Source organism: Nonomuraea sp. NPDC049141 (assembly GCF_040648415.1).
In the GTDB taxonomy this organism is placed as follows: Bacteria; Actinomycetota; Actinomycetes; order Streptosporangiales; family Streptosporangiaceae; genus Nonomuraea.
In genome coordinates, this window is the sequence record NZ_JBEZDR010000006.1 from 482,350 (window position 1) to 504,032 (window position 21,683).

17 protein-coding genes are annotated in these 21,683 nt (G+C 68.0%); 7 read left to right on the forward strand and 10 right to left on the reverse strand.

Annotated elements, in window-relative coordinates:
• The first annotated feature begins 378 nt into the window (after positions 1-378).
• Positions 379-1,335, forward strand: coding sequence for a PaaX family transcriptional regulator C-terminal domain-containing protein (locus AB0B91_RS21155; protein WP_358321912.1), 957 nt, complete (start codon positions 379-381; stop codon positions 1,333-1,335).
• Positions 1,336-1,445: 110 nt separating this feature from the next.
• Here AB0B91_RS21155 and AB0B91_RS21160 read toward each other — a convergent pair whose 3' ends face one another.
• Positions 1,446-1,589 (reverse strand): hypothetical protein, encoded by a 144-nt coding sequence (locus AB0B91_RS21160; RefSeq protein ID WP_358321915.1) that lies wholly within the window; start codon positions 1,587-1,589, stop codon positions 1,446-1,448.
• 397 nt (positions 1,590-1,986) lie between these two features.
• On the reverse strand, positions 1,987-3,057 hold the full coding sequence (locus AB0B91_RS21165; RefSeq protein WP_358321918.1) for a LacI family DNA-binding transcriptional regulator: 1,071 nt from the start codon (positions 3,055-3,057) through the stop codon (positions 1,987-1,989).
• A gap of 498 nt (positions 3,058-3,555) precedes the next feature.
• Between AB0B91_RS21165 and AB0B91_RS21170 the strand changes: the two genes are divergently transcribed.
• The 6 genes from AB0B91_RS21170 (at position 3,556) to AB0B91_RS21195 (ending at position 10,793) form a co-directional block, all read left to right on the forward strand.
• A complete protein-coding gene (locus AB0B91_RS21170) occupies positions 3,556-4,824 on the forward strand; it encodes a sugar ABC transporter substrate-binding protein (protein WP_358321921.1) in 1,269 nt (422 codons plus the stop codon).
• An 8-nt stretch (positions 4,825-4,832) separates the two neighbouring features.
• The gene (locus AB0B91_RS21175) at positions 4,833-5,774 is read left to right on the forward strand and encodes a sugar ABC transporter permease (RefSeq protein WP_358321923.1); all 942 of its coding nucleotides are present in this window, start codon (positions 4,833-4,835) and stop codon (positions 5,772-5,774) included.
• Positions 5,771-6,598 carry a carbohydrate ABC transporter permease gene (locus AB0B91_RS21180; RefSeq protein WP_358321926.1) on the forward strand — a complete coding sequence of 276 codons (828 nt, stop codon included), beginning with the start codon at positions 5,771-5,773 and terminating at the stop codon, positions 6,596-6,598. The genes AB0B91_RS21175 and AB0B91_RS21180 overlap by 4 nt, the downstream gene beginning before the upstream one ends.
• Positions 6,595-8,103, forward strand: a complete 1,509-nt coding sequence (locus AB0B91_RS21185) for a family 43 glycosylhydrolase (protein WP_358321928.1) — start codon at positions 6,595-6,597, stop codon at positions 8,101-8,103. Before AB0B91_RS21180 ends, AB0B91_RS21185 begins: the two co-directional genes overlap by 4 nt.
• A gap of 33 nt (positions 8,104-8,136) precedes the next feature.
• Entirely contained in the window at positions 8,137-9,519 is a 1,383-nt protein-coding gene (locus AB0B91_RS21190) for a GH1 family beta-glucosidase (RefSeq protein WP_358321931.1), read from the forward strand.
• Positions 9,520-10,292: 773 nt separating this feature from the next.
• On the forward strand, positions 10,293-10,793 hold the full coding sequence (locus AB0B91_RS21195) for a hypothetical protein (protein WP_358321934.1): 501 nt from the start codon (positions 10,293-10,295) through the stop codon (positions 10,791-10,793).
• A gap of 3 nt (positions 10,794-10,796) precedes the next feature.
• Here the strand turns inward: AB0B91_RS21195 and AB0B91_RS21200 are convergent, their stop codons facing one another.
• The 8 genes from AB0B91_RS21200 to AB0B91_RS21235 all read right to left on the reverse strand — a co-directional run bounded on the left by AB0B91_RS21200 (position 10,797) and on the right by AB0B91_RS21235 (position 21,673).
• Complete coding sequence (locus AB0B91_RS21200; protein ID WP_358321937.1) at positions 10,797-11,840, reverse strand: hypothetical protein; 1,044 nt, start codon at positions 11,838-11,840, stop codon at positions 10,797-10,799.
• Positions 11,841-12,785: 945 nt separating this feature from the next.
• On the reverse strand, positions 12,786-13,058 hold the full coding sequence (locus tag AB0B91_RS21205; protein ID WP_358321938.1) for a hypothetical protein: 273 nt from the start codon (positions 13,056-13,058) through the stop codon (positions 12,786-12,788).
• A gap of 40 nt (positions 13,059-13,098) precedes the next feature.
• Complete coding sequence (locus AB0B91_RS21210) at positions 13,099-14,280, reverse strand: VWA-like domain-containing protein (RefSeq protein WP_358321941.1); 1,182 nt, start codon at positions 14,278-14,280, stop codon at positions 13,099-13,101.
• 3 nt (positions 14,281-14,283) lie between these two features.
• Entirely contained in the window at positions 14,284-15,486 is a 1,203-nt protein-coding gene (locus AB0B91_RS21215) for an AAA family ATPase (RefSeq protein ID WP_358321943.1), read from the reverse strand.
• Positions 15,487-15,505: 19 nt separating this feature from the next.
• The gene (locus AB0B91_RS21220; RefSeq protein ID WP_358321946.1) at positions 15,506-17,239 is read right to left on the reverse strand and encodes an ankyrin repeat domain-containing protein; all 1,734 of its coding nucleotides are present in this window, start codon (positions 17,237-17,239) and stop codon (positions 15,506-15,508) included.
• Positions 17,236-19,050 carry a hypothetical protein gene (locus tag AB0B91_RS21225; protein WP_358321949.1) on the reverse strand — a complete coding sequence of 605 codons (1,815 nt, stop codon included), beginning with the start codon at positions 19,048-19,050 and terminating at the stop codon, positions 17,236-17,238. The genes AB0B91_RS21220 and AB0B91_RS21225 overlap by 4 nt, the downstream gene beginning before the upstream one ends.
• Positions 19,047-20,180 carry a gala protein gene (locus AB0B91_RS21230; protein WP_358321952.1) on the reverse strand — a complete coding sequence of 378 codons (1,134 nt, stop codon included), beginning with the start codon at positions 20,178-20,180 and terminating at the stop codon, positions 19,047-19,049. Before AB0B91_RS21230 ends, AB0B91_RS21225 begins: the two co-directional genes overlap by 4 nt.
• Entirely contained in the window at positions 20,180-21,673 is a 1,494-nt protein-coding gene (locus tag AB0B91_RS21235) for an SDR family NAD(P)-dependent oxidoreductase (RefSeq protein WP_358321954.1), read from the reverse strand. The genes AB0B91_RS21230 and AB0B91_RS21235 overlap by 1 nt, the downstream gene beginning before the upstream one ends.
• Between the last annotated feature and the right edge of the window lie 10 nt (positions 21,674-21,683).

Below are 21,683 nucleotides of genomic sequence, written 5' to 3' on the forward strand. Positions count from 1 at the left end.
GGGTAGCGGCGCCGGGGTAACGGCGAGCCCGCCCTTCATCGAAGCCATCGCTGCCTCCACCGACGACTGCCATCCGCAAGGGACCGTAAGACATTTCTGCGACGGTGGTCAACGCCTTTGTCAAATTTCCGGGAGATTCGGCTGGTGGCAGCCTTGTCGCAGGGCTGCGGTCGTGAAAGTTCCACGGTCGTACTGACCCGATCTTCAAGTCGGGATGGCGCGGCACCTCTGTCTCGGCCACGCCCGGCTGCGGTCTGCCGTCTTCATCTGGACGCCGGTGTCGGCCGTCGGCGTGGCGCGCCATCCACGGCGAACAGTTCGAACGGCATCACACGCGTCTTCCCATCTGGCCGTGATGATGGGGCACTTGGTGATCGAGTGGCCGGCTACCGCAATACAATCCGCACATGCGCTCTGACCTCGCCCGCAGCTGCACAGCCGGCCGCCGGCATGTCTGAGCCTCGAGACGAAACGGCGCCGGCCGGCCCGTTCAACAACGCCTCCGAGGAACGGTTCGTCCTGTCCCGCCGCTACGCCGCGGGCACGGGCGGTGTTCGGGGACTGTTGATCACGGTTCTCGGTGACTATGTGCGTCCGGCGGGGCGACCGGCGCCTACCTCGGCCTTCGTCGATGCGCTGGGCCGCTTCGGCGTAAAGGAGGAAGCCTGCAGGCAAGCCCTGGCGCGCGCCTCCGCGGATGGCTGGCTCCTTCCCGAACGTGAAGGGCGATACACGTGGTGGCACCTCAGCCCGGCGTTCGCCCAATTCCTCAACCTTGGCACTGAACGGATCTTCGGCTTCACCGCGACTCAGCCGGAGTGGGACGGCCGGTGGCTGGTGGTGCTGGCACGAGCCGCGGAAACGAACCGGGCCGGACGCCACCTGCTGCGCACGCGACTGCGGTGGGCTGGGTTCGGGAACCCCGCGCCGGGGGTGTGGGTCAGCACGCACACCGACCGGGTCGGCGAGGCGGATTTTATACTGGACGAAGCCGGGGTTCGCGAGGATGCGCAGGTCTTCCTGTCCGAATACCTCGCCGGCGGTGAAGTGTCGACCCTCGTCCGCCAAGCGTGGGACCTTGACGATGTCGCGCGGCAGTATGAGGTGTTCCTCGCCGAGTTCAGGCGGCCGCCTTCCAATGATCCGTTGGTCAGGCACACACAACTCGTGCACGCCTGGCGCCGGCTTGCGCTGATCGATCCCGCACTGCCTGCGGAACTGCTGCCTTCGGGGTGGAGCGGCGCTCGCGCCGCGAAGCTCTTCCATCGGCAACATGCGAGGTGGGAGCCGGACGCGATGCGCGAGTGGGAACGCATCAGCAGACCGTCTGGATAGACCTCGATTCGCCGGCAGTGGGTCAATGCCACGGCCAAAGGCCCCGCCTGCGAACCAAGGACGCAAAGCGGGCTTCTTGGCGAAGATCGCCGCGCGGTCCACCGCGTCGGTCAGCCCCTGGCCGCCGCCCTGCTGCGGTCCACGGTGACCACCAAGTCGATCCAGCGCCCGATGGGCAGGGTGGTGTTCAGGCCAACGTTCGCGCCGGCACCGATGAAGCGCAGGCTGTTCGACGGGGTTACGTCGACGAGCACGCCGTCGGTGCCAGGATTGCCGGATGGTGGGAGTCGGTCCCGCCGCTGACGGTGGCGTCGCGTCCGTTACCCGAGGAGTTGGTGACCGTGCCTCCCTGCTCGGGGTTCCGGGCGACCAGGACCGAGCCGGACTCGTGCCCTAATGCGGCTTGAACTGCGTGGATGAGGTTTCGGCAGGCACACAGTACCGGCCGTTCGAGATCGAAGTGAGGGAGGCACATGGCTGACACACTGACCGGCGTAGCGACTTCACCGCGACCGATCTCTTGACCGGCGGCGAAGTGTGATCCATCACCTCGAAGCCGGTCTTCACCGCCACGATGACAATGTCTGGCACCACGAGTTGGGGCCGAGACCGCCACCGCGCTGCGCCACTACAGCCGGCAGCAGGTTTCTGTCAGTCGTTGGAGCAACCGCAGGTTCCGCCACGCCACACCACACACGCGAGAGTTTCATGACGGCTCGCGTCTTCGTTGCCCTCGAGGGCTTCGAGGAGGATCCGCACCGCGACCCGCCCGACGTCCTCCATTGGCTGTCGCACCGTCGTCAAGTGCGGTGTGATCAGTCGTCCCGCCAGTATTCCGTCGAAGCCGGTCACCGCCACTTGGGCCGGCACGTCCATGCCCTGTCCCCGAAGCGCGTCGATGGCGACGATGGCCTCCTGATCGGTCGCGCACACGAGAGCCTGCGGGAAGGAAGGTCGATCGAGAAGGCCGCGGACGGCGTCGATAGTCGACTGATCGTCGCCGGGATGGCTTCTGACCGGGGGCGGAGGGGCGATGCGCGCCTGCCGCAGGACTTCGGAGAAGCCCTCATAGCGCGCCACGAACTCCGGGGTGCCCAACTCGCCGAGGTACGCGAATTCGCGATAACCGTGATCGATCAGCAAGTGCTCGGTAAGACGGGCCATGGCGGCGCGGTTGTCGACGAAGACGGTGTGCATCCCCTCTCGCCGGATTTCCCCGCCGAGTTCGACGACGGGTATACGGGCTGAGATCTGTTCCAAAAGAGCGCCCGATGCGGCACCGGCGAACGCTATGAGGCCGTCCACGCGCCCCGCGACATCGATCACGCTCGGCAAATGTCCAGGATTATGGCCGGAACCGAGCATCAGCGCGTAACCGTGCCGCCGGCACTCCAACTGGACGCCCCGCTGGACCTCGTCCGAATACAACGGGAAAAGCCGTCCGTCAGGAACGCGAGTCAAATCAAGCGGAGCGGAATCCGGGAAATCCGCAGCCGGCTCGAGCAGATAGTCGAACGCATACAGGCCCAGCGCTCCGGTCTTTCCTTTGGCAAGCCCACGGGCATTCGCGCTGGGCACATAGCCGATGGAGTCGGCAGCGCGCAGAACCGCTTGCAAAGTGTCCGCCTTCACCCGCTCTGGCTTGGTGAACGCAAAGGAAACCGTTGCGATCGACACTCCGGCAAGTTGCGCGACATCGTATACCGTCGGTCGACTCGTCACGTCCGCCCCAATTCACGTCAGGAACCCATCAAGAGCACTCGTACAGTACCGGTTCGCCGGCGCTCCAAGGCGCTCCCTTCGATTGTCGCCCGGTGACCGGAGGGCTCAGCCTTGGCACGCGACCGCGCGGTGGACACAGTCAGCCGGGACCCTCATCACGATCATGTCCCGCACGAGGAGAGCCGCCCCTGGAAAACGCGGCCGCCATGCGGAAGCCGCGCGCCCGGGATGACGAGCAGGCCGCGTCGATCTTGAGATCCATCCCTTCGACCAGGACTTATCGCCGCACGGATCAAGAACGGCGATCCGCGTCGGGCGCGCGGCGCGCGCATCACCGTGCGAAGAGTTCAGCAGTGAGCATGGTTGCGCCACCCCATGTTATGCGCTTAGATGCCGGAACGGAGTCGATCCGGCACGACCTGTGCTCGCAGTGGAGCACCGTTCGCGCACCCCGCAACCCCCCATGCACGAAGGGGAACGATGATGATCCGACGGAATATGGCAACGGCCACAGCCGTCACCGCGACGCTTGCACTCATGCTCAGCGGTTGTGGGCGTTCGAACGACCGCCCACAGAACGACGTGTCAGCAAGTCGCCTGACGAATGGTCCGGCCACTGGCACCGTCACTATCTGGGCGCAAGGCACGGAGGGTGAAGCGCTCGCCGACTTCCTCAAGCCCTTCAAAGAGAAGAACCCCGGCATCGAGGTCAAGGTGACCCCGATTCCGTGGGACTCGGCGCAGAACAAATATCAAACGGCGATCGCCGGCGGAACGACTCCAGATATCGGCATGCTGGGGACCGACTGGATGCCGACGTTCGCCTCGGCGCTCCGTCCGACGCCCACCGAGATCGACACGAGTGACATTTTCCCGGTTTCGCGGCAGACGACGAACATCGGCGGAGCGCAGCTGGGTGTGCCGTGGTACGTCGAAACGCGAGTGATCTTCTATCGTACCGACTTGATGAAGAAGGCGGGGTTCGACAGCTTCCCCAAAGACTGGCCGGGATTCAAGGCGCTCGCCAAGTCGTACCAGGACAAGGCCGGCGCGAAATACGGCGTCGTGCTTCCGTCCGGCGGCTGGAACGGTTTCTTGAGCAGTCTGCCGTTCGCCTGGTCGAACGGAGCCGACGTCATGAACTCCGACCAGACGAAGTGGACGTTCGACACCCCGAAGATGGTCGAGTCCCTCGAATACGTCAACAGCTTCTTCAAAGAAGGCATCGCCAACAAGAATCCCGATTCCGAGTCGGCGTCCACAGCCTCGGCCTTCGTTGACGGTACCGTCCCGATGTTCATCAGTGGCCCGTGGGACATCCCGGGGCTGAAGACCGCGGGCGGCGCCGGTTTCGAGGACAAGTTCGCGGTGGCGCCGATCCCGGCCCCGCCGGGCGGCACGTCCACCTCGTTCGCGGCCGGCGCCAACCTCACCGTGTTCAAGAACTCCAAGAACCCGGACGCGGCATGGAAGCTGATCCAGTGGCTCACGCAGCCCGAGGTCCAGGTCGACTGGTTCAAGGCGGTCAACGACCTTCCCTCGCGGCAGTCTGCGTGGAAGGACACCGCGCTGACGAGCGACCCGAAAGTGTCGGTGTTCGGTGAGCAGCTCAAGAGTGTCAAGACGGCTCCTGCCCTCACCACGTGGACGCAGGTGTCGGCGGCCGCCGACACGGAGATCGAGCGGATGGCCCGTGGCGGCAAGAGCCCGCAGGACGCGGTCAAGCAGCTGCAGTCCACCGCCGATTCGCTGGGAACCGGCGAATAGGCATGGCCGTGACACGAGTCGCCGGCGCCGGAGCGTTGTCGCGCTCCGGCGGCGACAGCACCACCAGGGCGCGTCGTCGCCGGATGACGGTGGTGGCCTACCTCTTCGCTCTGCCGTTCATCCTGAGCTTCGCCGTCTTCATGGTGTTCCCGCTCGTCTCGTCGTTCCTGATGTCCTTCACCGACTTCAGGAACAGCGACATCGAGAGCCCGCTGGCCGTCAAGTTCGTCGCGATGGACCAGTACCTCCGGCTGTTCGAGAACCAGCAGTTCGTGCGGTCGCTGCTGAATACCGTGTACTTCGTCGCAGTGGGCATCCCGCTCACGATGGTCGCGGCTCTCGCCCTCGCCGTGGCGCTCAACAACGGGATCACGCGATTCCGCACGGCATTTCGCGTCGGTTTCTACGCCCCCGTGATCACGAGCATCGTGGCGGTCGCGGTGGTGTGGCGGTTCATCCTCCAACCGGACGGCCTGCTGAACACCGCGCTCGATACCGTCGGCATCCAGGGCCCGGACTGGCTCAATGACCCGCTCTGGTCGATGCCTGCCATGATCCTCATGGCCATCTGGCGCAACATGGGCACCCTCATGATCATCTTTCTTGCCGGGCTGCAGAACATCCCCGCGAGTGTGCTGGAAGCGGCCGCCGTCGACGGCGCCACCGCCTGGCAGCGATTCGTCCGGGTGACGCTTCCGATGCTCCGCCCGACACTGCTCCTCGGCGCCGTGCTCCTCTCGGTCGGGTATCTGCAGTTCTTCGAGGAACCGTTCGTCATGACGAAGGGAGGCCCGCTGGACTCCACGCTCTCAATCAGCTATTTCACCTACAACCAGTTCGGATTCGGCAACTACGGCACCGCGTCGGCGGCGAGCTACGTGCTCTTCATCGCCATCGCGCTGCTCAGCATCGTGCAGTTCCGAGCCTTCCGCCCCAAGGAAGCGCCATGAGAAAGCCCATCATCCCGGGCCGGGCCCTGGTGTACATCGTGCTCGTCATCGCCGTTGTGGCCACGCTCATCCCGTTCGTCTGGATGTACCTCGGTTCGGCGAAGACGCAGTCGGAACTGCTGAGGCGACCGCCCACATGGTGGCCCGAGACTTTCACGTTCGAGAACTTCGCCACGTGGTTCGGCCGTCTGAATTTCCAGACGTTCTTTCTCAACAGCGTCATCGTGGCCGTCTTCACGGTCCTCGGAACGCTGTTGTTCTGCTCGATGGTCGGCTACGCGCTCGCGAAACTCGACTTCGCCGGCAAGCGGGCCCTCTTCCTGCTCGTGCTGGTCACGCTCATGGTTCCGGGCGTCGTCACTTTCATCCCGCTGTTCGTCGTGGTGAGCAAACTAGGGATGGTCAGCACCTACCCTGCGCTGATCATTCCGTTCCTCGCAGGGCCGATGGGCGTCTTCCTCATGCGCCAGTTCATCAGTGAGATCCCCGACGCGCTCATCGAAGCCGCCCGCATCGACGGCGCGGGCGAGGTGCGCATCTTCACGCGCATCATCCTGCCGCTCTGCGGGCCGGCATTGGCGACGCTCGCCATCCTCACCTTCCTCGGATCGTGGAACAACTTCCTGTGGCCGCTCGTGGTCGCGCAGACCGAGGACATGTACACCCTCCCCGTTGCGCTCTCCCTGTACTCGGTGGGGCAGAACGCGACCAACTACGGAGTCCTGCTGGCCGGCTCCGTGCTGGTCATCACCCCCATGCTGCTGCTCTTCGTGGCCCTGCAGCGCTACTTCATCCAAGGAATCGCGGCGACCGGAATCAAATGACCTTCGAAACGCGAAAAGGCAGGCGCCGCGAGGCCGCCGGCGTGCATCCCATCATCGGCGGCTTCTACCCCGACCCGAGCGTCTGCCGCGCCGACGCCGACTACTACCTGGTCAACTCCTCCTTCGAATACTCCCCCGGCGTCCCGGTCTGGCACAGCACCGACCTCACCCATTGGACCCAGATCGGCAACGCCCTGGCCGGCACCGATGGGTTCCAGGCGGGAAAAGCCGGCGCCAGCAAGGGAATCTACGCTCCGACACTCCGCCACCACGCGGGCCGCTTCTGGCTGATCACGACGAACGTCTCCACCAGCGGCGGCCAACTGTTGACGTCGACGACGGACCCGGCCGGCCCGTGGGCTCCGGCCGTGGTGATCGACGGCCTGGCGGGCATCGATCCCGACCTGGCCTGGGATGACGATGGCACCTGCTACGTCACGTACTGCTCGACACGCCCCGGCCTGGAGGGCATCGCCCAAGCCCGCGTCGATCTCGAAAAGGGGGTGACGCTGGAGGAGCCGAGGCCCGTATGGCAGGGGACCGGACTGGCCTTCCCGGAGGCTCCACATCTCTACCGCCGCGACGGGTGGTGGTACCTGGTGATCGCCGAGGGCGGCACGGAACGTGGCCACGCCATCACCATCGCCCGATCCCGAAACCCCGACGGCCCCTTTGAGCCCGCCCCCGGCAATCCCGTCTTCTCGCATCGCAGCACCACGCATCCCGTGCAGAACACGGGGCACGCGGACCTCGTCGAAACCCCCGACGGACGGTGGGCGGCCGTGTATCTCGGCGTCCGCCCGCGCGGGATGACCCCGATGTTCCACGTCAACGGCCGCGAGACATTCCTCGCCGGCATCGACTGGATCGACGGGTGGCCGCAGTTCGACGAGGGGCACTTCGTGTACGAGATCCCCGACCGCTCATTCTTGGATCGATTCGCCGACCCCTCACTCCATCCTCGCTGGGTCTCCCCCGGCGCTCCCCTCGGCGAATTCGTCTCACCCGCCGAACCCGGCATTTCGCTGATCCCTGCCGCCTCCGCCAGCGGGAACGTCAGTGCCCTCATGACCCGTGTGACCGACGAGCGCTGGCGCTTCGACGTCGCACTACGGACGGCCGACGGCGCGGCGGGCGTCCTGCTCCGACTCGATGACCGCCACTGGTGCGAGGTGCGCGTGAACGACGGCTCCGCGCACGCGGTCCTGCGCATCGGTCCGCTCGAATCCCCCATCGGCGAGGCCGCGACCGGCCTCGGGCCGACGCCGACGGTGCGGATCGAGTCACTGCCCGCCACCCACGACGGCCCAGATGACATCGCATTGTCAGTGATCCGCAACGGCCACACCGTGATGCTCGCGCGCTTCGACGGCCGATACCTCTCCACCGAGGTCGCCGGCGGATTCACCGGCCGGGTCGCCGGCGTCCGCGCCATCAGCGGCACGGTCGAAGTCGCCTCTGTGCGGTACGAGGCGGATGACGCCTACCTCGATCCCCGGCCGTGACGCCATGACTCAAACCTTTCGCGAGGAGCTCCAGTGAGGTTTCCCCACGAGTTCGTCTTCGGGTCCGCGACGGCCGCGTACCAGATCGAAGGCGCCGCCACCGAGGACGGGCGCGGCCCGTCGATCTGGGACACCTTCAGCCACACGCCCGGTCGGACGTTCAACGGCGACACCGGAGACGTCGCCGACGATCACTACCACCGTCTCGACGCCGACCTCGACCTGATGGCCGAGCTCGGACTCGAGGCTTACCGGTTCTCCATCGCCTGGCCGCGGGTCATTCCGACCGGCGTGGGCCCGACCAACCACAAGGGCGTCGATTTCTATTCGCGCCTGGTCGACGGACTTCTCGAACGCGGCATCCGCCCGGTGGCGACGTTGTATCACTGGGACCTCCCCCAACCCCTGGAGGATGAGGGAGGGTGGACCAGCAGAGCCACCGCCGACACGTTCGCCGAGTATGCGCGGGTCATCAGCTCCGCGCTCGGGGACCGTGTCGACACCTGGACCACGCTCAACGAACCCTGGTGCTCGGCCTACCTCGGCTACGGCAGCGGCGTGCACGCGCCCGGACGCACGAGCAGGCTGGAGCCGCTGCTGGCCGTGCACCATCTCAACCGCGCGCATGGCCTGGCCATCCAGGCGATGCGTTCGGAGGTCAAACCCGACGCAAAGTTCTCCGTCACGCTCAACCTGCACGTGTTCCGCCCGGACGGCCCGAGTGGCGAGACCGGGCGCTCAAAAGTGGAGGCGCTGTCGAACGACGCGTTCCTGGGGCCGATGCTGGAGGGTCGTTACACCGACCGGCTCCTGGAAACGACGGCCGACATCACCGACTGGTCCTTCGTCCAGGATGGGGATCTGGAAATCATTCACCAGCCCATCGACGTTCTGGGCGTCAACTACTACAACACCAACCGGGTGCGGATGTCGGACGGGTCAGGCGGTCGGGAGCGGTCTGACGGACATGGCCGCTCGACCGCTTCTCCTTGGCCCGGTGCCGAAGACGTCGAGTTCCTCACCCAACGGGGCCCTCTGACCGAGATGGGCTGGAACATCGATCCAGACGGCCTCCGTGACCTCCTCACCGAACTTCATGAGCGATACCCGAACCAACCCCTCATGATCACCGAGAACGGCGCCGCCTTCCCGGACACCGTCGACAACGGGATGATTCACGACGAGGACCGGATCGACTACATCCGGCGGCACCTTCAGGCAGTATTCGACGTCATCGAAAAAGGTGTCGATGTGCGCGGCTACTTCTTGTGGTCGCTCATGGACAACTTCGAATGGGCGTATGGATACTCGAAACGCTTCGGGATCATCCGCGTCGACTACGACACCCAGGTCCGCACGCTGAAGGACAGCGGCCGCTGGTACGCCAACGTCATCCGCTCGCGCGAGCTCTCATGACCATGCTCAGCCGCATGGCCCTCCACTCCGGATAGACCGTTGAAGCTGCCGCCGACCGGATCCCGCCGGACCGCCGAACCCGTGGCCCCATTCCGGCGACGGTTCCGGCAACGGTGCATTCGGACCTGCTCGCGGCAGGGTTCATCGGCACGCCCACCGCGATCGCCCCCACCGCGAAGAGCGAGCTGATGGACAGGTCCAGCCCGCCGCGGGACTGTACGGTCTTCGGCAATGCCGTTGACTTGGGGATCCGGTCCTGTCGGTGTGGCGGGCAAGATCTTCACAGCGGCCAAGGGTTGCATGGTCGGCTGGAGAGGACGAGGCCGTTTGGGGTCCCAGCCGACGTAGCGGATGAGGTGACAGAGCACCAGCAGCTCAACGTCCTTGGACAGATCAGCGCGGACCAGCACCGCCAGCAGGACGTACAAGCCTCGCACCAACCGGTAGACAAGCGACACCAACACCTCGCGATGGTCCCAGCCGCCGCCCTGATCATGCAGCAAAACACCAGCTCAGAGCCGAAATTATATTTCCGAGCGGGACACGGCACCAGGAAGTTCCCAAACCCCGAACGCACGCGTATCGGCCAGCGCGCCACCGACCAAAGGAGGCTGTCAAGTCGCCGACCCGCCACACAACCCGCGTGGCAGTTCCACGACCCTGATCATGCAATCCCGGCACGATGGGCCACTGAACCACGCATCCCGTTGTCGCTTCGGCCGACATCGGAGCGTACGTTCATAACCGAAACCACGTTCGAGATGGTGATGATCATGACCACTCCGATACCTGCTCCCGAGCAGATCGGTACCGTCGACCTGGCCTCCTGGACCGTCGTCCCGGGCCAGTCCAACCCGGACAAAGACGACCACGGCGCCTGGGCGGTGACCGCTGGCGATGAGGAGCAGAACGCCCTGTACTTCGAGATCGCCGACGCGACCCACCCTCGGCAGGTGGCCGAGTTCCTCGTCGAGGCGGTACAGGCGCACGCCACCAGGATGCGGCTGGGCGCCGCGTTCGACGATGTCCTGCGCGAGCGTGAACGGGGCCGCCGCGCCCCCGTCGGCGCGGACCTTTACGAAAAGGATCGCGGGCGGCTGGTGGCGCTGATGGCCCAGCTTGGCCAGGTCGCCGCCGAGGTGTACGAGCCGGCGCCAGCGCCTGAGCGCGACGAGCAGCGGAAACGGGTCTATGACGGGGTTACTCAGGTCGCGGCTCTGGCGGTGGCCTGGCTGGAGGCCATTCACGCCCGCTATGGAATCGACGGCGCGTGAGAGTCACTCTGTGCGTGCCCCGTTGAGGGAGTCCACGACGGCGGCCAGGTGGTGCGACAGGGAATACGCCTTCCACTGGCTACCGCCGCCAGGGCCGCCGTCGCCGCGGGCCGCTCTGGCAATCTCGCGGTCGCCCCAGGAGAAGTCCGGCCCAGCCGACGGCCAGTCAGGAGATCCGACCAGGGCGTTGCACAGCTTGAAGAAGGAGGTGTGCTTGCCGCCCTCTTTCGGCCAGGCATACACAGACCACTGCTGGCCGGTGGTGTAGCGCAGATTGGGGTCGGGCCTGGCCCCGTCGTCGACCGGTGCGCCGCCGGGGTAATCAACTCCGTAGTCGCCGTAGCCCACCTCGGGCCACCGCTCCCTCACTTGGGTCCACAGGTCGGCCTCCAGCCTCGGAATCCGGCTCACCCGAGGTTGCCGTGCCGGGATGAAGGGTTTCGGAGGAGGCGGCGGGAATGAGCCCGCCGCGACGGTGACCTGCCAGTCATGCTCACGCAAATGCAGCAGCGGGCCAGCCACCCCAGCGCACGTGTCGGCGGCCGAGCACACGTGGCCGCAATCGAGCACCACATCGGCACGCCCCGCCGATTCGCCGACCGCGTGAAGCTGGTCCAGAAGAATACGTGAGTCGCTCAGCTTGCACGCGAAGGGCTCGGCCACGCGCAGACATACACCCTTGTGCTGTTCGGCGGCGGCGTGCCTCACCTCATCAAGATCCTCGGGCGGGTCGTCTGTGTGGATGACCGGGCGAAAGGAGTACGCGTCGAACTCATCGGCGAGAATCCGCAGGGCCTCTCTCGCCCCTGACTCGCCGAACCTCGGCGCGAGAGGTCTGGTATCGAATGCCAGATCGATACCGATGTGCGCGTCAAATTCGTCGACCTGCCCAACGAGACGATTCACGACATCGTTGATGTGCGCGTCCGTGGGTCGGGCAACTACTTCGATAATGGGCCGTATGACTTCTTTGACAAGCTCGCTCGCGTTTCCGAGCGCCTGCAAGTTCGGCCTGCGTCCTCTGAGAATTACGACGTACACCGTCATGACCTGGTTCTCCGTGCGGTTGGCGAACCTCATGACCGATGGAGCAGCCGTCCACGCCTATCGGAGAGCCGCCCACCTGTCCGACACCTTTGACGGTGAGGGGGACAGGAAAGCCCGTCAATAACCATGCCGATAGACCTTGCGCTGTAGAGGCCGTCAATAGATGTTCGCGCGTATCTCGGCCTTACGATCGAGTCAGCAGCCGAGCACATCAGCACCAGAGACCAAGCGTTGACGGCTCGCCTGATAGACGCGCCTCGCCCACGCACCCTGAGCGGCCTCGGCCTGCCTTTTTACGTACTCGCGCCCGCCCCCAGCGTCGTGGCAGCCCTCGGCCTTGAACCCACGGAGGGCATCTGCGGTTTCAGCCTCAGCGACGCCGCAGGCCAAGCACTTGTCTGCCGCCAGTGGCACGGTCACCTCGTCCACGACGGTAACTACGAACCGCTCCTGCCTGCAGCCGAAGGAGCGGATCTACTTATCCGTCCCGACCTGTTCACCCGTCTGCACGACACGATCGGCGACCCCCGCTGTCGATCCGGCGTCAAGGTCCACCACATGTCAGGGGACGGAGATGACAACCTTCGATGATGAGTAATTAGCCGGGGATACCCAGGTGGAAATGCGCATCTGGCCTTCCGGCTCACCGATGTCTTCGGGGCGGTCACCAACTGGGCCGCTGACTCAACTACTCAGCAGCCACTCCTCGTATGTCTTGACACTGCGCCTACCGAAAATCACATCCATGCACGTCAAGCAGGATCTCTGCATCGCCTTCGAAGCGACTACAAGTCATCCTGGCGAGCAGACGCACATCGCTTACCGATGACTGCTCGTTGGTTGCTCGTACGCGTTCGACCTGCCGTGGGGCTGGGCCTCGTCACGGACACCTGGCCCACCACAAGCGTGCCGAGATATGAGACAAAGGGCACATAATGGCGACGGTCACGGACGCATGGTTGCTCGATGGTTGCTCGCGTTATGCGATACAGCGCGGCAGGCATCGGCACAGGCCGACACGACGATGGGAAGAATCCCGGCCACAGCAACGGTCCGATCGGCCCAGTCCAGCTTCGGGAGCCCGGCCTGCCGCCGCAGCACCGCCACCTCGTGGCGCAACATCATGATCTCCGCGTCCTTCGACGCTTGGCTGCGGCTCAGCGTAATCAGCCGGCTGAACACCCGGAGCATGATCAGATAGAGCAGGCGAGCAAACACAAGACGTGATCTTGTCTGCAGGTACGGACCGGCAGGCGTATCACGCGTCAGCGGTTCGAGGAACGCGGATGGCCTCGACCCAGGCGGGCGGGGGCGGTGGGTCCGTGCCTATGAGCGCGGCGATGAGGCGGGACGACGACGGTGCCTCGGGCCATGGAGTGAAGCCATCGGTCAGCACGATCACGACGCCGGGCCGTTCGGGCAGGGCGAGGGCTGCCCTGATGCCGACCCGCATGTCGGTGCCGCCCCCACCGGCGAGATTCACCTGCTGCGCGGACGTCACTCGCGCAGCGGTCCGCACGTCGGCATCGCAGGCGAGCACCGTGACCCGATTGCCGCCGACGCCGACCTCCCGCAGCACGCCGGTGACCTCGGCGAGGGCCGCCGCGAGGTCGTCCTCGCCCATGGACCCCGAGGTGTCGATGACGATCGCGACGACCGGCAGTGGGCGGCGCAGGCTCGGCAGCACGACGCCGCGCAGTGCGGCGGTGCGGCGGGACGGGCGGTGGTACGTGTAGTCGACCGCCCCGGTGGCCCAGGCGACCGCCTCCCGTACGGCGCCCGCGAGCACGCGGCGCCAGTCGACCGTCGGTTCCAGGATCTGCTCCGCCCAGCGTTGCCAGCCGGCCGGGAGGCTGCCGCGGTTGCGCCGGTGGGCGCGCATCGCCTCGGCGGTATGCCGACGCAGAGCCTCGGCCTCGACCGTGTTGACGCCCGGTCCGCCGTCACCGGTGATATCCCAATCACCCGGTGAGCCGTGGGCGCCGGAGCCGCAGTCGGAGCAGACGGCGGACGGTGGCAGCTGCGGGAGATACTCTTCGAACAGTCGTCCGGTCGCCAGCCCGAAGGTGCCGGGTTCCACCCGGCCTTCCGGCAGCGTCAGGCCGTCGGCGAGCAGGTCATCGTTGATCTCGCAGTCCTGGGCGACGTTCACGCGCAGCCGGTCGAGCTGGTCGGTGGCCGGTAGCCGGTCCGCACGGCCGTGGTGGTCGCGTAGCACGTGAGCCAGCTCATGGATCCATACGCCCGCGAGTTCGGGAACGGACGTCGCCGCGACGAACGCCGGTGACACGTAGCACCGCCAGTGCCGGTCGACGGCCATCGTCGGCACGGCGCTGCTCGGCACGACCGTCAGCGAGTAGAGCGCGGAGGCGAGGTACGGCCGGTCGCTCGCGGCAAGGTACCGAGCGGCGAGCAACTTGACCCGGTCGAATTCGGTCATGGGTCAGAAAGCGCTCGGCAGCGCGCCGGACAGCTGGAGCAGATCGAGGAACGCGTCGATGCCGCTCGGCACCGGCCAGTCGGTGTCGCGCAGCGCCGCGAGATCCGCGGCGGCCCGGGCCGCGACGTCGGGTACGCCGGCGTCGACGGCCTTGGCCAGCACCGCCCAGCCGGCCTCCCAGCGCCGCCGCGTGAGGTCGCTCTGCACTGCTGAGACCACGGCCGTCAGGAAGGCGAGCTGCCGGTCGCCCCTCTCCGGTAGTGCGAAGGCGGCCGGATTGGCCAGAACGCGGTCCGGGTCGGGCAGGTCGAGCTGTTCGAGGTAGGCCAGCAGTTCCAGACCCGCGCCGTCGCCCACCGCGCCGATCACCGCGGCCGCGACCGCCTTCTGGTCGGCGCCGGCGGCGTACCCGACCGCCAGCAGGCGCAGCGCCATCTCCCAGGTACGCGGCGACGGCCAGGCATGGCCCCGGCTCTCCGCGTCGCCGGGCAGGTGGTGGGCCAGGCCGGGCCGTGCGGTGAGGAACCCGGAGACCACCCCGCGGGCGCGGGCGACCGCGCTGGGCACCCGGGCCGGGTCGATGAGCGGCAAGGGCACGGCCGGCCAGGTTCCGGCCATGCCTCGTGCGACCGTCCGCGGGTCGTGCGTCCACTGCAGGTGGACGAACCGGTTCGCCAGTGGCGGGCTGAGGTGCCAGCCGTCCGCGGCGCTGGACGGCGGGTTGGCGGCGGCGACCACACGGACCGACTCCGGGAGCGGCAGGCTGCCGACCCGGCGTTCGAGGACGACCCGCAGCAGCGCTGCCTGGACGGCAGGGGGAGCGGAGGACAGCTCGTCGAAGAACACGAGCCCGCGCCCGGCTGCGGTCAGCCGCACTGCCCAGTCCGGTGGGGCCATCGGCACCCCGGCGGTGGCCGGATCATCACCGATGATCGGAAGGCCGGCGAAGTCGGAGGGCTCGTGCACGCTCGCGATCACCGTCTCCAGTGGGAGGCGGAGCCCGGCGGCCAGTTGCTGGAGGCCGGCGGACTTGCCGATTCCCGGCTCGCCCCACAACAGCACGGGGAGGTTCGCCGACACCGCGAGCGACAGCGCCTCCAGCTGCGGGTTCGCGGCCGGCTCCGTTCGCTGGGAGCCGAGCCGGCGGACCAGTTCGTCGGCCGCGGCCAGCGGATCCGGTGCGAAGTCCTCGTCGGTGACGTTCACTGTTCGTCGTCCTTCCACGTCATCCAGCGGGGCGGTCCCGGTCCAGCAGGGCCAGGAGGAAGTCCAGGTCGGTGCGCTCGTAGAAGCGGATGAGCTGGGAGAGCGACTGGCCCGCGTCGTCGGCGACGTCGGGGTTCGCTCCGGCGGCCAGCAGCGCCCGTACCAGCGCGACGGAGCCGTTGTCCCCGACCGCCACGTGCAGCGCCGTGCGCCGGTTATGGTCCACGGCCTCGAGGTCGACCCCGGCCGCCAGCAGGCGCGGCAGCAGGACCTCGTGGTCCAGATGGATCAGCGCGTGCAGGAGCGTGCGGCGCCGACCGTCACGGAACCGCGGGTCGACCCCGGCGTCGAGGAGCCTGAGCACTCCCGGCGTGTCACCGTGCTGGGCGCGGCTGTACAGCTCCCGCCGCTGCTCCCGCAAGTCCTTCGGCAGCCGGCCCTCGCCGGAGGACACTGCCCGCGCCACGGCGAAGCAGCCGGCGACCGCGCCGCCGAACGCCCGCATCGCCTGCTCTCGCCGCTGCTCGTCCGCGCTGTGCGGCACCCGCAGCGCGCCGTCCTGGAAGCACACCTCGTGCCACTCACCGCGGCATCTCACCCGAACCGGGGACGGGAGCCGCGGTTCTGGCGGTCCGACCGGATCGGCGGGGTCCGCACGCAGCGGGAAGAGCGCGTCCCGGACCAGCGGATGCAGCCGGTCCGGATCCGCGTCGCCATGCCGGAGTACGTCGAGGTCCGGCAGCCGCCGCCAGCACGCCTCGGGCAGCACCGGGGTGCCTGTGATCTCCTCGGGGTCGATGATCCGGATCCACAGTTTGCCGGCCCACCTGCTGCCTTCGAGCAGCAGGGAACTGCCGTAGGGATGCGGAATCTGGAAGCGACGCCCGAAGCCCTCGCGGATGAGCAGCCGGGTCTCCGGCTCGAGCCTGGTCAGCGCCAGCGGGAGTTTTTCCGCAACAAGCAACGGATCGATCGTGGCGCCCCAGCGGGTCTCGAGCGGTGACGGATCCAGCGCGATCCCCGCCGCGGCGAACGCCGCCTCGATCTCCCCTCGCTCATGCAGCAGGGTCACCCATTCGGCGTGGGCCGGCGGGTCGGCGGGACCGGGGTCAGCCGTGGGCAGGTCCTCGGCGGCGCGCCGGGTCCCGTCCGCGTTGAAGAACGGCGGCCGGTTTCCGCCACCATGGCGTTCCAGCAGCGCGCCGGTGTGCCGTACATCCCACAGGTGCCGCAGCATGGTCCAGTTATGAAGGGCGTGCCGATGAGCGCCCGAGCTGAAGACCTGGTCGATCCGGCCGAAGCACAGGAGTAGCCGCTGCGGCCCGTCCACCATCGTCGGCGTGGTGACGTGCAGATACTGCGTGGCCTTGGCCGCACCCGGGTAACCGCCCAATGTCACCGTCTGGCCGGTGCGGAGCGTCGTACGTCCCTCCAGGACGCGCGGCAGATGCCAGCGCAGCAGGTCAGGTGCGAAATGGAGGAGGTCGTCCTCGACGGCGGCCGCGACGGCGCCGCCATGCTCCCGGGCGATGTCGGCCAGGTCGAACGCGACGTCGACGTTCGCGGCCGCGCAGGCGCCGCGCCAGTCTCCGTCGAGACGTCGTTCGGTGGCCCGCTCGATCATCCACCGGGGAACGGCGTACCGCAGGATCCGCCGTCGGCTCGACGCCTCGTCCGGTGGGTACGACGGCGTGCGGCGCGGCGCTGGTGCACCGGCTGTGGGGGCGGGAACTGGCGTGCTGACAGCGTTCACTCTTCCTCGGCGAGTTCCGGATGCTCGCGTTCGATCCGATCCGTGATGAAGTCCAGGTCATCGCGTTCGAGCCAGTCGATCAGGCGGTGGAGCGAAACGGGCTCGCCGTGGATCTCGCCGGTCAGGTCGATCCGCGCCCCTGCGGTGAGCAGCGCATGGACGAGCGCCACCGAACCGTCCCCGCAGATCGCGGAGAACAGCGGCGTGCGCCGGCTCTCATCCCTGGCATCGATGTCCAGGCCCGCCGCCAGGAGCCGCCCGAGCAGACCATCGTGGTCGAGGCGTCGCAACCGGTCCGGCGCCCTTGGATCGACGCCCGGCTCGAGCAAGTGCAGCATGTGGAGCAGGGTGCGCCGTCGGCCATCACGGACGCGTGGATCCACGCCGGCGTCCAGCAGCCGTAGGACTCCTGGGAGGTCGCCGTGCTGGACCAGCGAGAAAAGCTCTCCTCGCTGGTCGCGCAGGGCCTTGGGCAGCCGGCCGGTTCCGGACGTCCACGCATGCCGTGCGGCGAAGCATCCGGCGATCGCGCCCCCGAACGCCCGCATGGCGCTCTCCCGCTGCTGCTCCTCCGCGCTGTGCGGGATGTGAAGGACGCCGTCACAGAAGGAAACCTCGTGCCACTCGCCGCGGCAGCGGATGCGGACCGGCTTCGGGAGTTCCGGGCCGGACGGCCCCACAGGAACGCCGTGCGCGGCGCGGCTCGGGAACAGGGCCTCGCGTACGAGCGGATGGAGCCGCTCCGGCGGATAGCCGTCCCGCAGCAGATCAAGGTCGGGCAGGCGGCGCCAGCACGCTTCGGGAAGCACCGTGTCCGCGGGCTCCGTGCCCATCTCGAATTCGACGACTCGGACGCGCAGCCCCACATCCAGTCCGTCGGTCTCGAAGAGGAGCGCCGCGTACTGTCGGTAGGGAAGCCAGAAACGGTCGGTTCCCACTGAGGCCGCGAGGCGACGGATCTCCGCCTCCATCCGGGTCAAGGCAAGGGGCATCCGCGCGAGAACGTCGAGCGGATTCACCTCGTAATAGGACTCGATCTCGAGCGGCACGGCGTCCAGATCGATGCCGACGGCCCCGAACGCCGCTTCGACCTCGCCGCGTTCGTGCAGCAGCGTGACCCACTCGGTGAGCGACGCCGGGTCCGCGCGGCCAGGGTCGGCCGTGGGAAGCTCTTCCGCCCTGCGCGGTGTGCCGTCGCCGTGGAAGAACGGAGCCCGAGCCTTGTCGCCGCCGCAGCGTTCACGCAGGTCGTCGGCATGGCGCACATCCCACAGGTGGCGCGACGAGCTCCAGTCCTGGATGACGTTGCGCCAGAACGCGCTGTATGCCCAGTCGGTCTCCAGATAGGTGTCCGGTTGGTGAACCGGCCCGACGCGCAGGCGCAGCCGCTGCGGACCGTGCACCATCCAGCGGGGCGTCTCGAGGTACAGGTACGGGGCGTCCGAGGCCTCACCCAGCCGCCCCAGGACCATCACCTGGTCGGGCACGATCGTCGTACGCCCGCGGTCCAGACGGGGCAGGTGCCAGCGCAGCAGGTCCGGGGCGAAGGTGCACAGGTCGCCCTCGAGCGCCGTAGCGACAGCGTCGCCGTGCGCGTTCGCGATGTCGGGCAGGTCGAAGGTGACATCGACGTTGGCGGCGGCGCAGGCGCCACGCCAGTCGCCGGCGAGCCGTCGTTCGGTCGCCTGATCGACCATCCACGGGGGCACCGCGTACCGCCGGATCCGCCGCAACCGGGACGCCTCGTGCGGCGGATACGAACGGGACGGCGTACGAGGTGGCAGATCGGCCGATGGGGGCGCCGCGCTCACCGGTAGAGGCTCCCGATCGCGTGCAGGTCCGGATGGGTCCGGGCGGCGGGACGGAGCCGTGGCGCCAGCACACGCTTCACCCGGCGAGGCACGCCGGGGCCGAACCCGACGTATTCCAGGCAGGTGTCGTCGGGAACGGCAGCCAGCAGGGCCTTGGCGCCATGACCGGTGATCCCGGTCCGGCGCAGCTCCAGCCGACGCAGTGGGCTGCCGGGCAGAGCCGCGGCCAGCATGGCCGCGCCCGTGTCTCCGGTGACGTTCGCGGGTGCGCCGAGGCTCCGCTCCGATGGCGGACGTCCCAGGTCGAGTGCCTCGATACCGCTGAGTGCGTCGGCCAGCGCGCGTGCACCGTCCGGCCCGATGCCGTTGCCACCGAGGCCCAGGCGCACCGGTTTGGCGGGGTCGGCCACCGCGGCGAGCGTGGCCGCACCGGCGTCGCCGAGATGGTTCGCCGGAAGGTAGAGCTCGCGTACCCCGGCGTCCCGGATCAGCGCGGCCAGCAGGTCGCCGGACTCCGGGCCCAGCCCGTTCCCGCCCAGGAACAGCCGCTCGACCGGGTTCGGCCGCTCGGTGAGCACGACCAGCAGCGCCCGCAGTCCCTCCCGTGTCAGCCCGGTGTTGACCAGGTCGAGAGTGCGGATCGTCGTGTTCTGGCGCAGCATCGCGGCGAGGGCGCGGACTCCGTCGTCGCCCACCGGGTTCCGCTTGAGCCACAAGGCGCGCACGGTGGTGTCCGTGGCCAGTCGACCGGCGAGCGCCTCGGCGCCTGCCGCGTCGATGCGGTTGCAGCCGAGGTAGAGAGTCTCCAGGCCGTGGCCGGGAACGAGCGCGTCCGCGATGGTCCGGGCTCCGTCGTTCCCGATGGCGTTGGTGCCCAGCAGCAGATGGACGGCGTGCGGCGAAGCCACCGCGGCCGGGAGCAGCCGCGCCGCACCAGCCGGGCCGAGGCCCTGCTTGCACAGGTCGACCCGGCCATCGGGCCGTACGGTGCCAAGCGGGAAGGTCTCGTCGGCCGCCACCGGGGCCGGTGCGGCCAGCCGGGAGACCAGCGGACCCAGGTCCACCGGATCGGCCGGCGGCACGTCAACGTGCTCGATCGCGGGGCAGCGTACGGGCGTTGGCTCCATCATCACCAATCCACCGGTCGGTAGTCCTTCAAGAACAGGCCGGACACCCGGTTCCCGCCCACACCGCGCACGATCGGGTCGTAGACCCGGGCGGCGCCGTCGATGACGTCCAGCGGCGGGCGGAACCCCGCCTCCCGCTGAGCGGTCTTGTCCGGGTGGGGGCGTTCGTCGGTGACCCAGCCAGTGTCGACGCTGTTCATGTAGATGCCCGAGGCCGCATAGTCCGCGGCGGCGGTGCGGGTCAGCATGTTCAGGGCGGCTTTGGCCATGTTGGTGTGCGGATGGCGGACGGTCTTCTGCTCTCGGGAAAAGCTGCCCTCCATCGCCGAGACCTGCACGACGTACCGGTCTGGCCACGGCGAGGCCTCGAGCAGACCGCGCAGCCGGGACGTCAGCAGGAAGGGCGCGAAGGAGTTCACCCATTGGACCTCCAGCCACTCGGCCGGGTCCACCTCGTGCAGCCGGAGACTCCAGCTGTTGCGGTCGCGCAGGTCCAGCGGCTGACCGGTCTCGTCCGTCCGCCCGGCGGGGAACAGCGCCTCCAGGGCATCCCGCCGCGTGACGGCCTGCCCGGAGTCCGAAGGAGCCGCGACCGCCGGCGCGGGTTCCAGCCGCGCGGCGACGGCGGGCGCGGCTGTACCCGATACGTCCGCCACGTCGATCCGCGCGGCCAGGCCTCTCAGCGGCGCGCCCTCCGCCGCGCGCACTTCGCGGTGGTACACGGCGGGCCGGCGGATCGTCTGGGCCGCATTGTTGACGAGGATGTCGAGATGACTGGAACGCCGCTGAACGAACTCCAGCAGACCCGCGACGGCCGCCAGATCGAGCAGGTCGACACCATGGACGTGTACCCGGTCCAGCCACGCTTCGGCGTCGGGCACGGCCGCGAGCCGACGGGCGGCATCCCGCGGGAAGCGGGTGGTGACCAGGACGTCCGCGCCGTCGCGCAGCAGCTTCAGCGTCAGCTGGAAACCGATCTTCACCCGTCCCCCGGTCACGATCGCCCGGCGGCCACGCAGGTCGCAGTGGGCGTGCCGACGGGCCAGGTTCTCCTCGGCGCAATCCGGGCACAGCAGGTGGTATTCCGGATGCACCTGCTGGTAGGCGGACTTGCAGACGTAACAGCGTCGCGTGCCCACCAGCGTGCGCCGCATCGGCGCGGACCGGTCACCCGGCGGATCCGGCTCTGCGGAACCGACCTGATCCCGGGGGTCTGTCGAGGCTGCCGGCGGGACGAGCTCGGGGGATGGATCCTGCTCTTGATAGCGCGCTGCGGCCGCCGTGACCTCGCGGTCGCGTCGCCTGCGCTCGGCGTGCCGCGACGCCTTCCGTGTCTTCTTCCCCGTCCGGTACAAGTGCGCTGCGGCCTCGTGCACGACCGCCCATTGAGGATCGGCCGGATCCGCCGCGCGTGCCTGGGCCATCACCCGCAGGCAGGTCTCGATCTCGGCCTGGTTGGGGAGGGTTCCTGATCCGAGCGACGGTGTCCCGGTCAAGTCAGGATCG

Coding starts and splice junctions, on each gene's coding strand:
- AB0B91_RS21230 (WP_358321952.1), bottom strand. CDS start 20,180: ATGATGGAGCCAACGCCCGTACGCTGCCCCGCGATCGAGCACGTTGAC.
- AB0B91_RS21185 (WP_358321928.1), top strand. CDS start 6,595: ATGACCTTCGAAACGCGAAAAGGCAGGCGCCGCGAGGCCGCCGGCGTG.
- AB0B91_RS21195 (WP_358321934.1), top strand. CDS start 10,293: ATGACCACTCCGATACCTGCTCCCGAGCAGATCGGTACCGTCGACCTG.
- AB0B91_RS21180 (WP_358321926.1), top strand. CDS start 5,771: ATGAGAAAGCCCATCATCCCGGGCCGGGCCCTGGTGTACATCGTGCTC.
- AB0B91_RS21170 (WP_358321921.1), top strand. CDS start 3,556: ATGGCAACGGCCACAGCCGTCACCGCGACGCTTGCACTCATGCTCAGC.
- AB0B91_RS21210 (WP_358321941.1), bottom strand. CDS start 14,280: ATGACCGAATTCGACCGGGTCAAGTTGCTCGCCGCTCGGTACCTTGCC.
- AB0B91_RS21200 (WP_358321937.1), bottom strand. CDS start 11,840: ATGACGGTGTACGTCGTAATTCTCAGAGGACGCAGGCCGAACTTGCAG.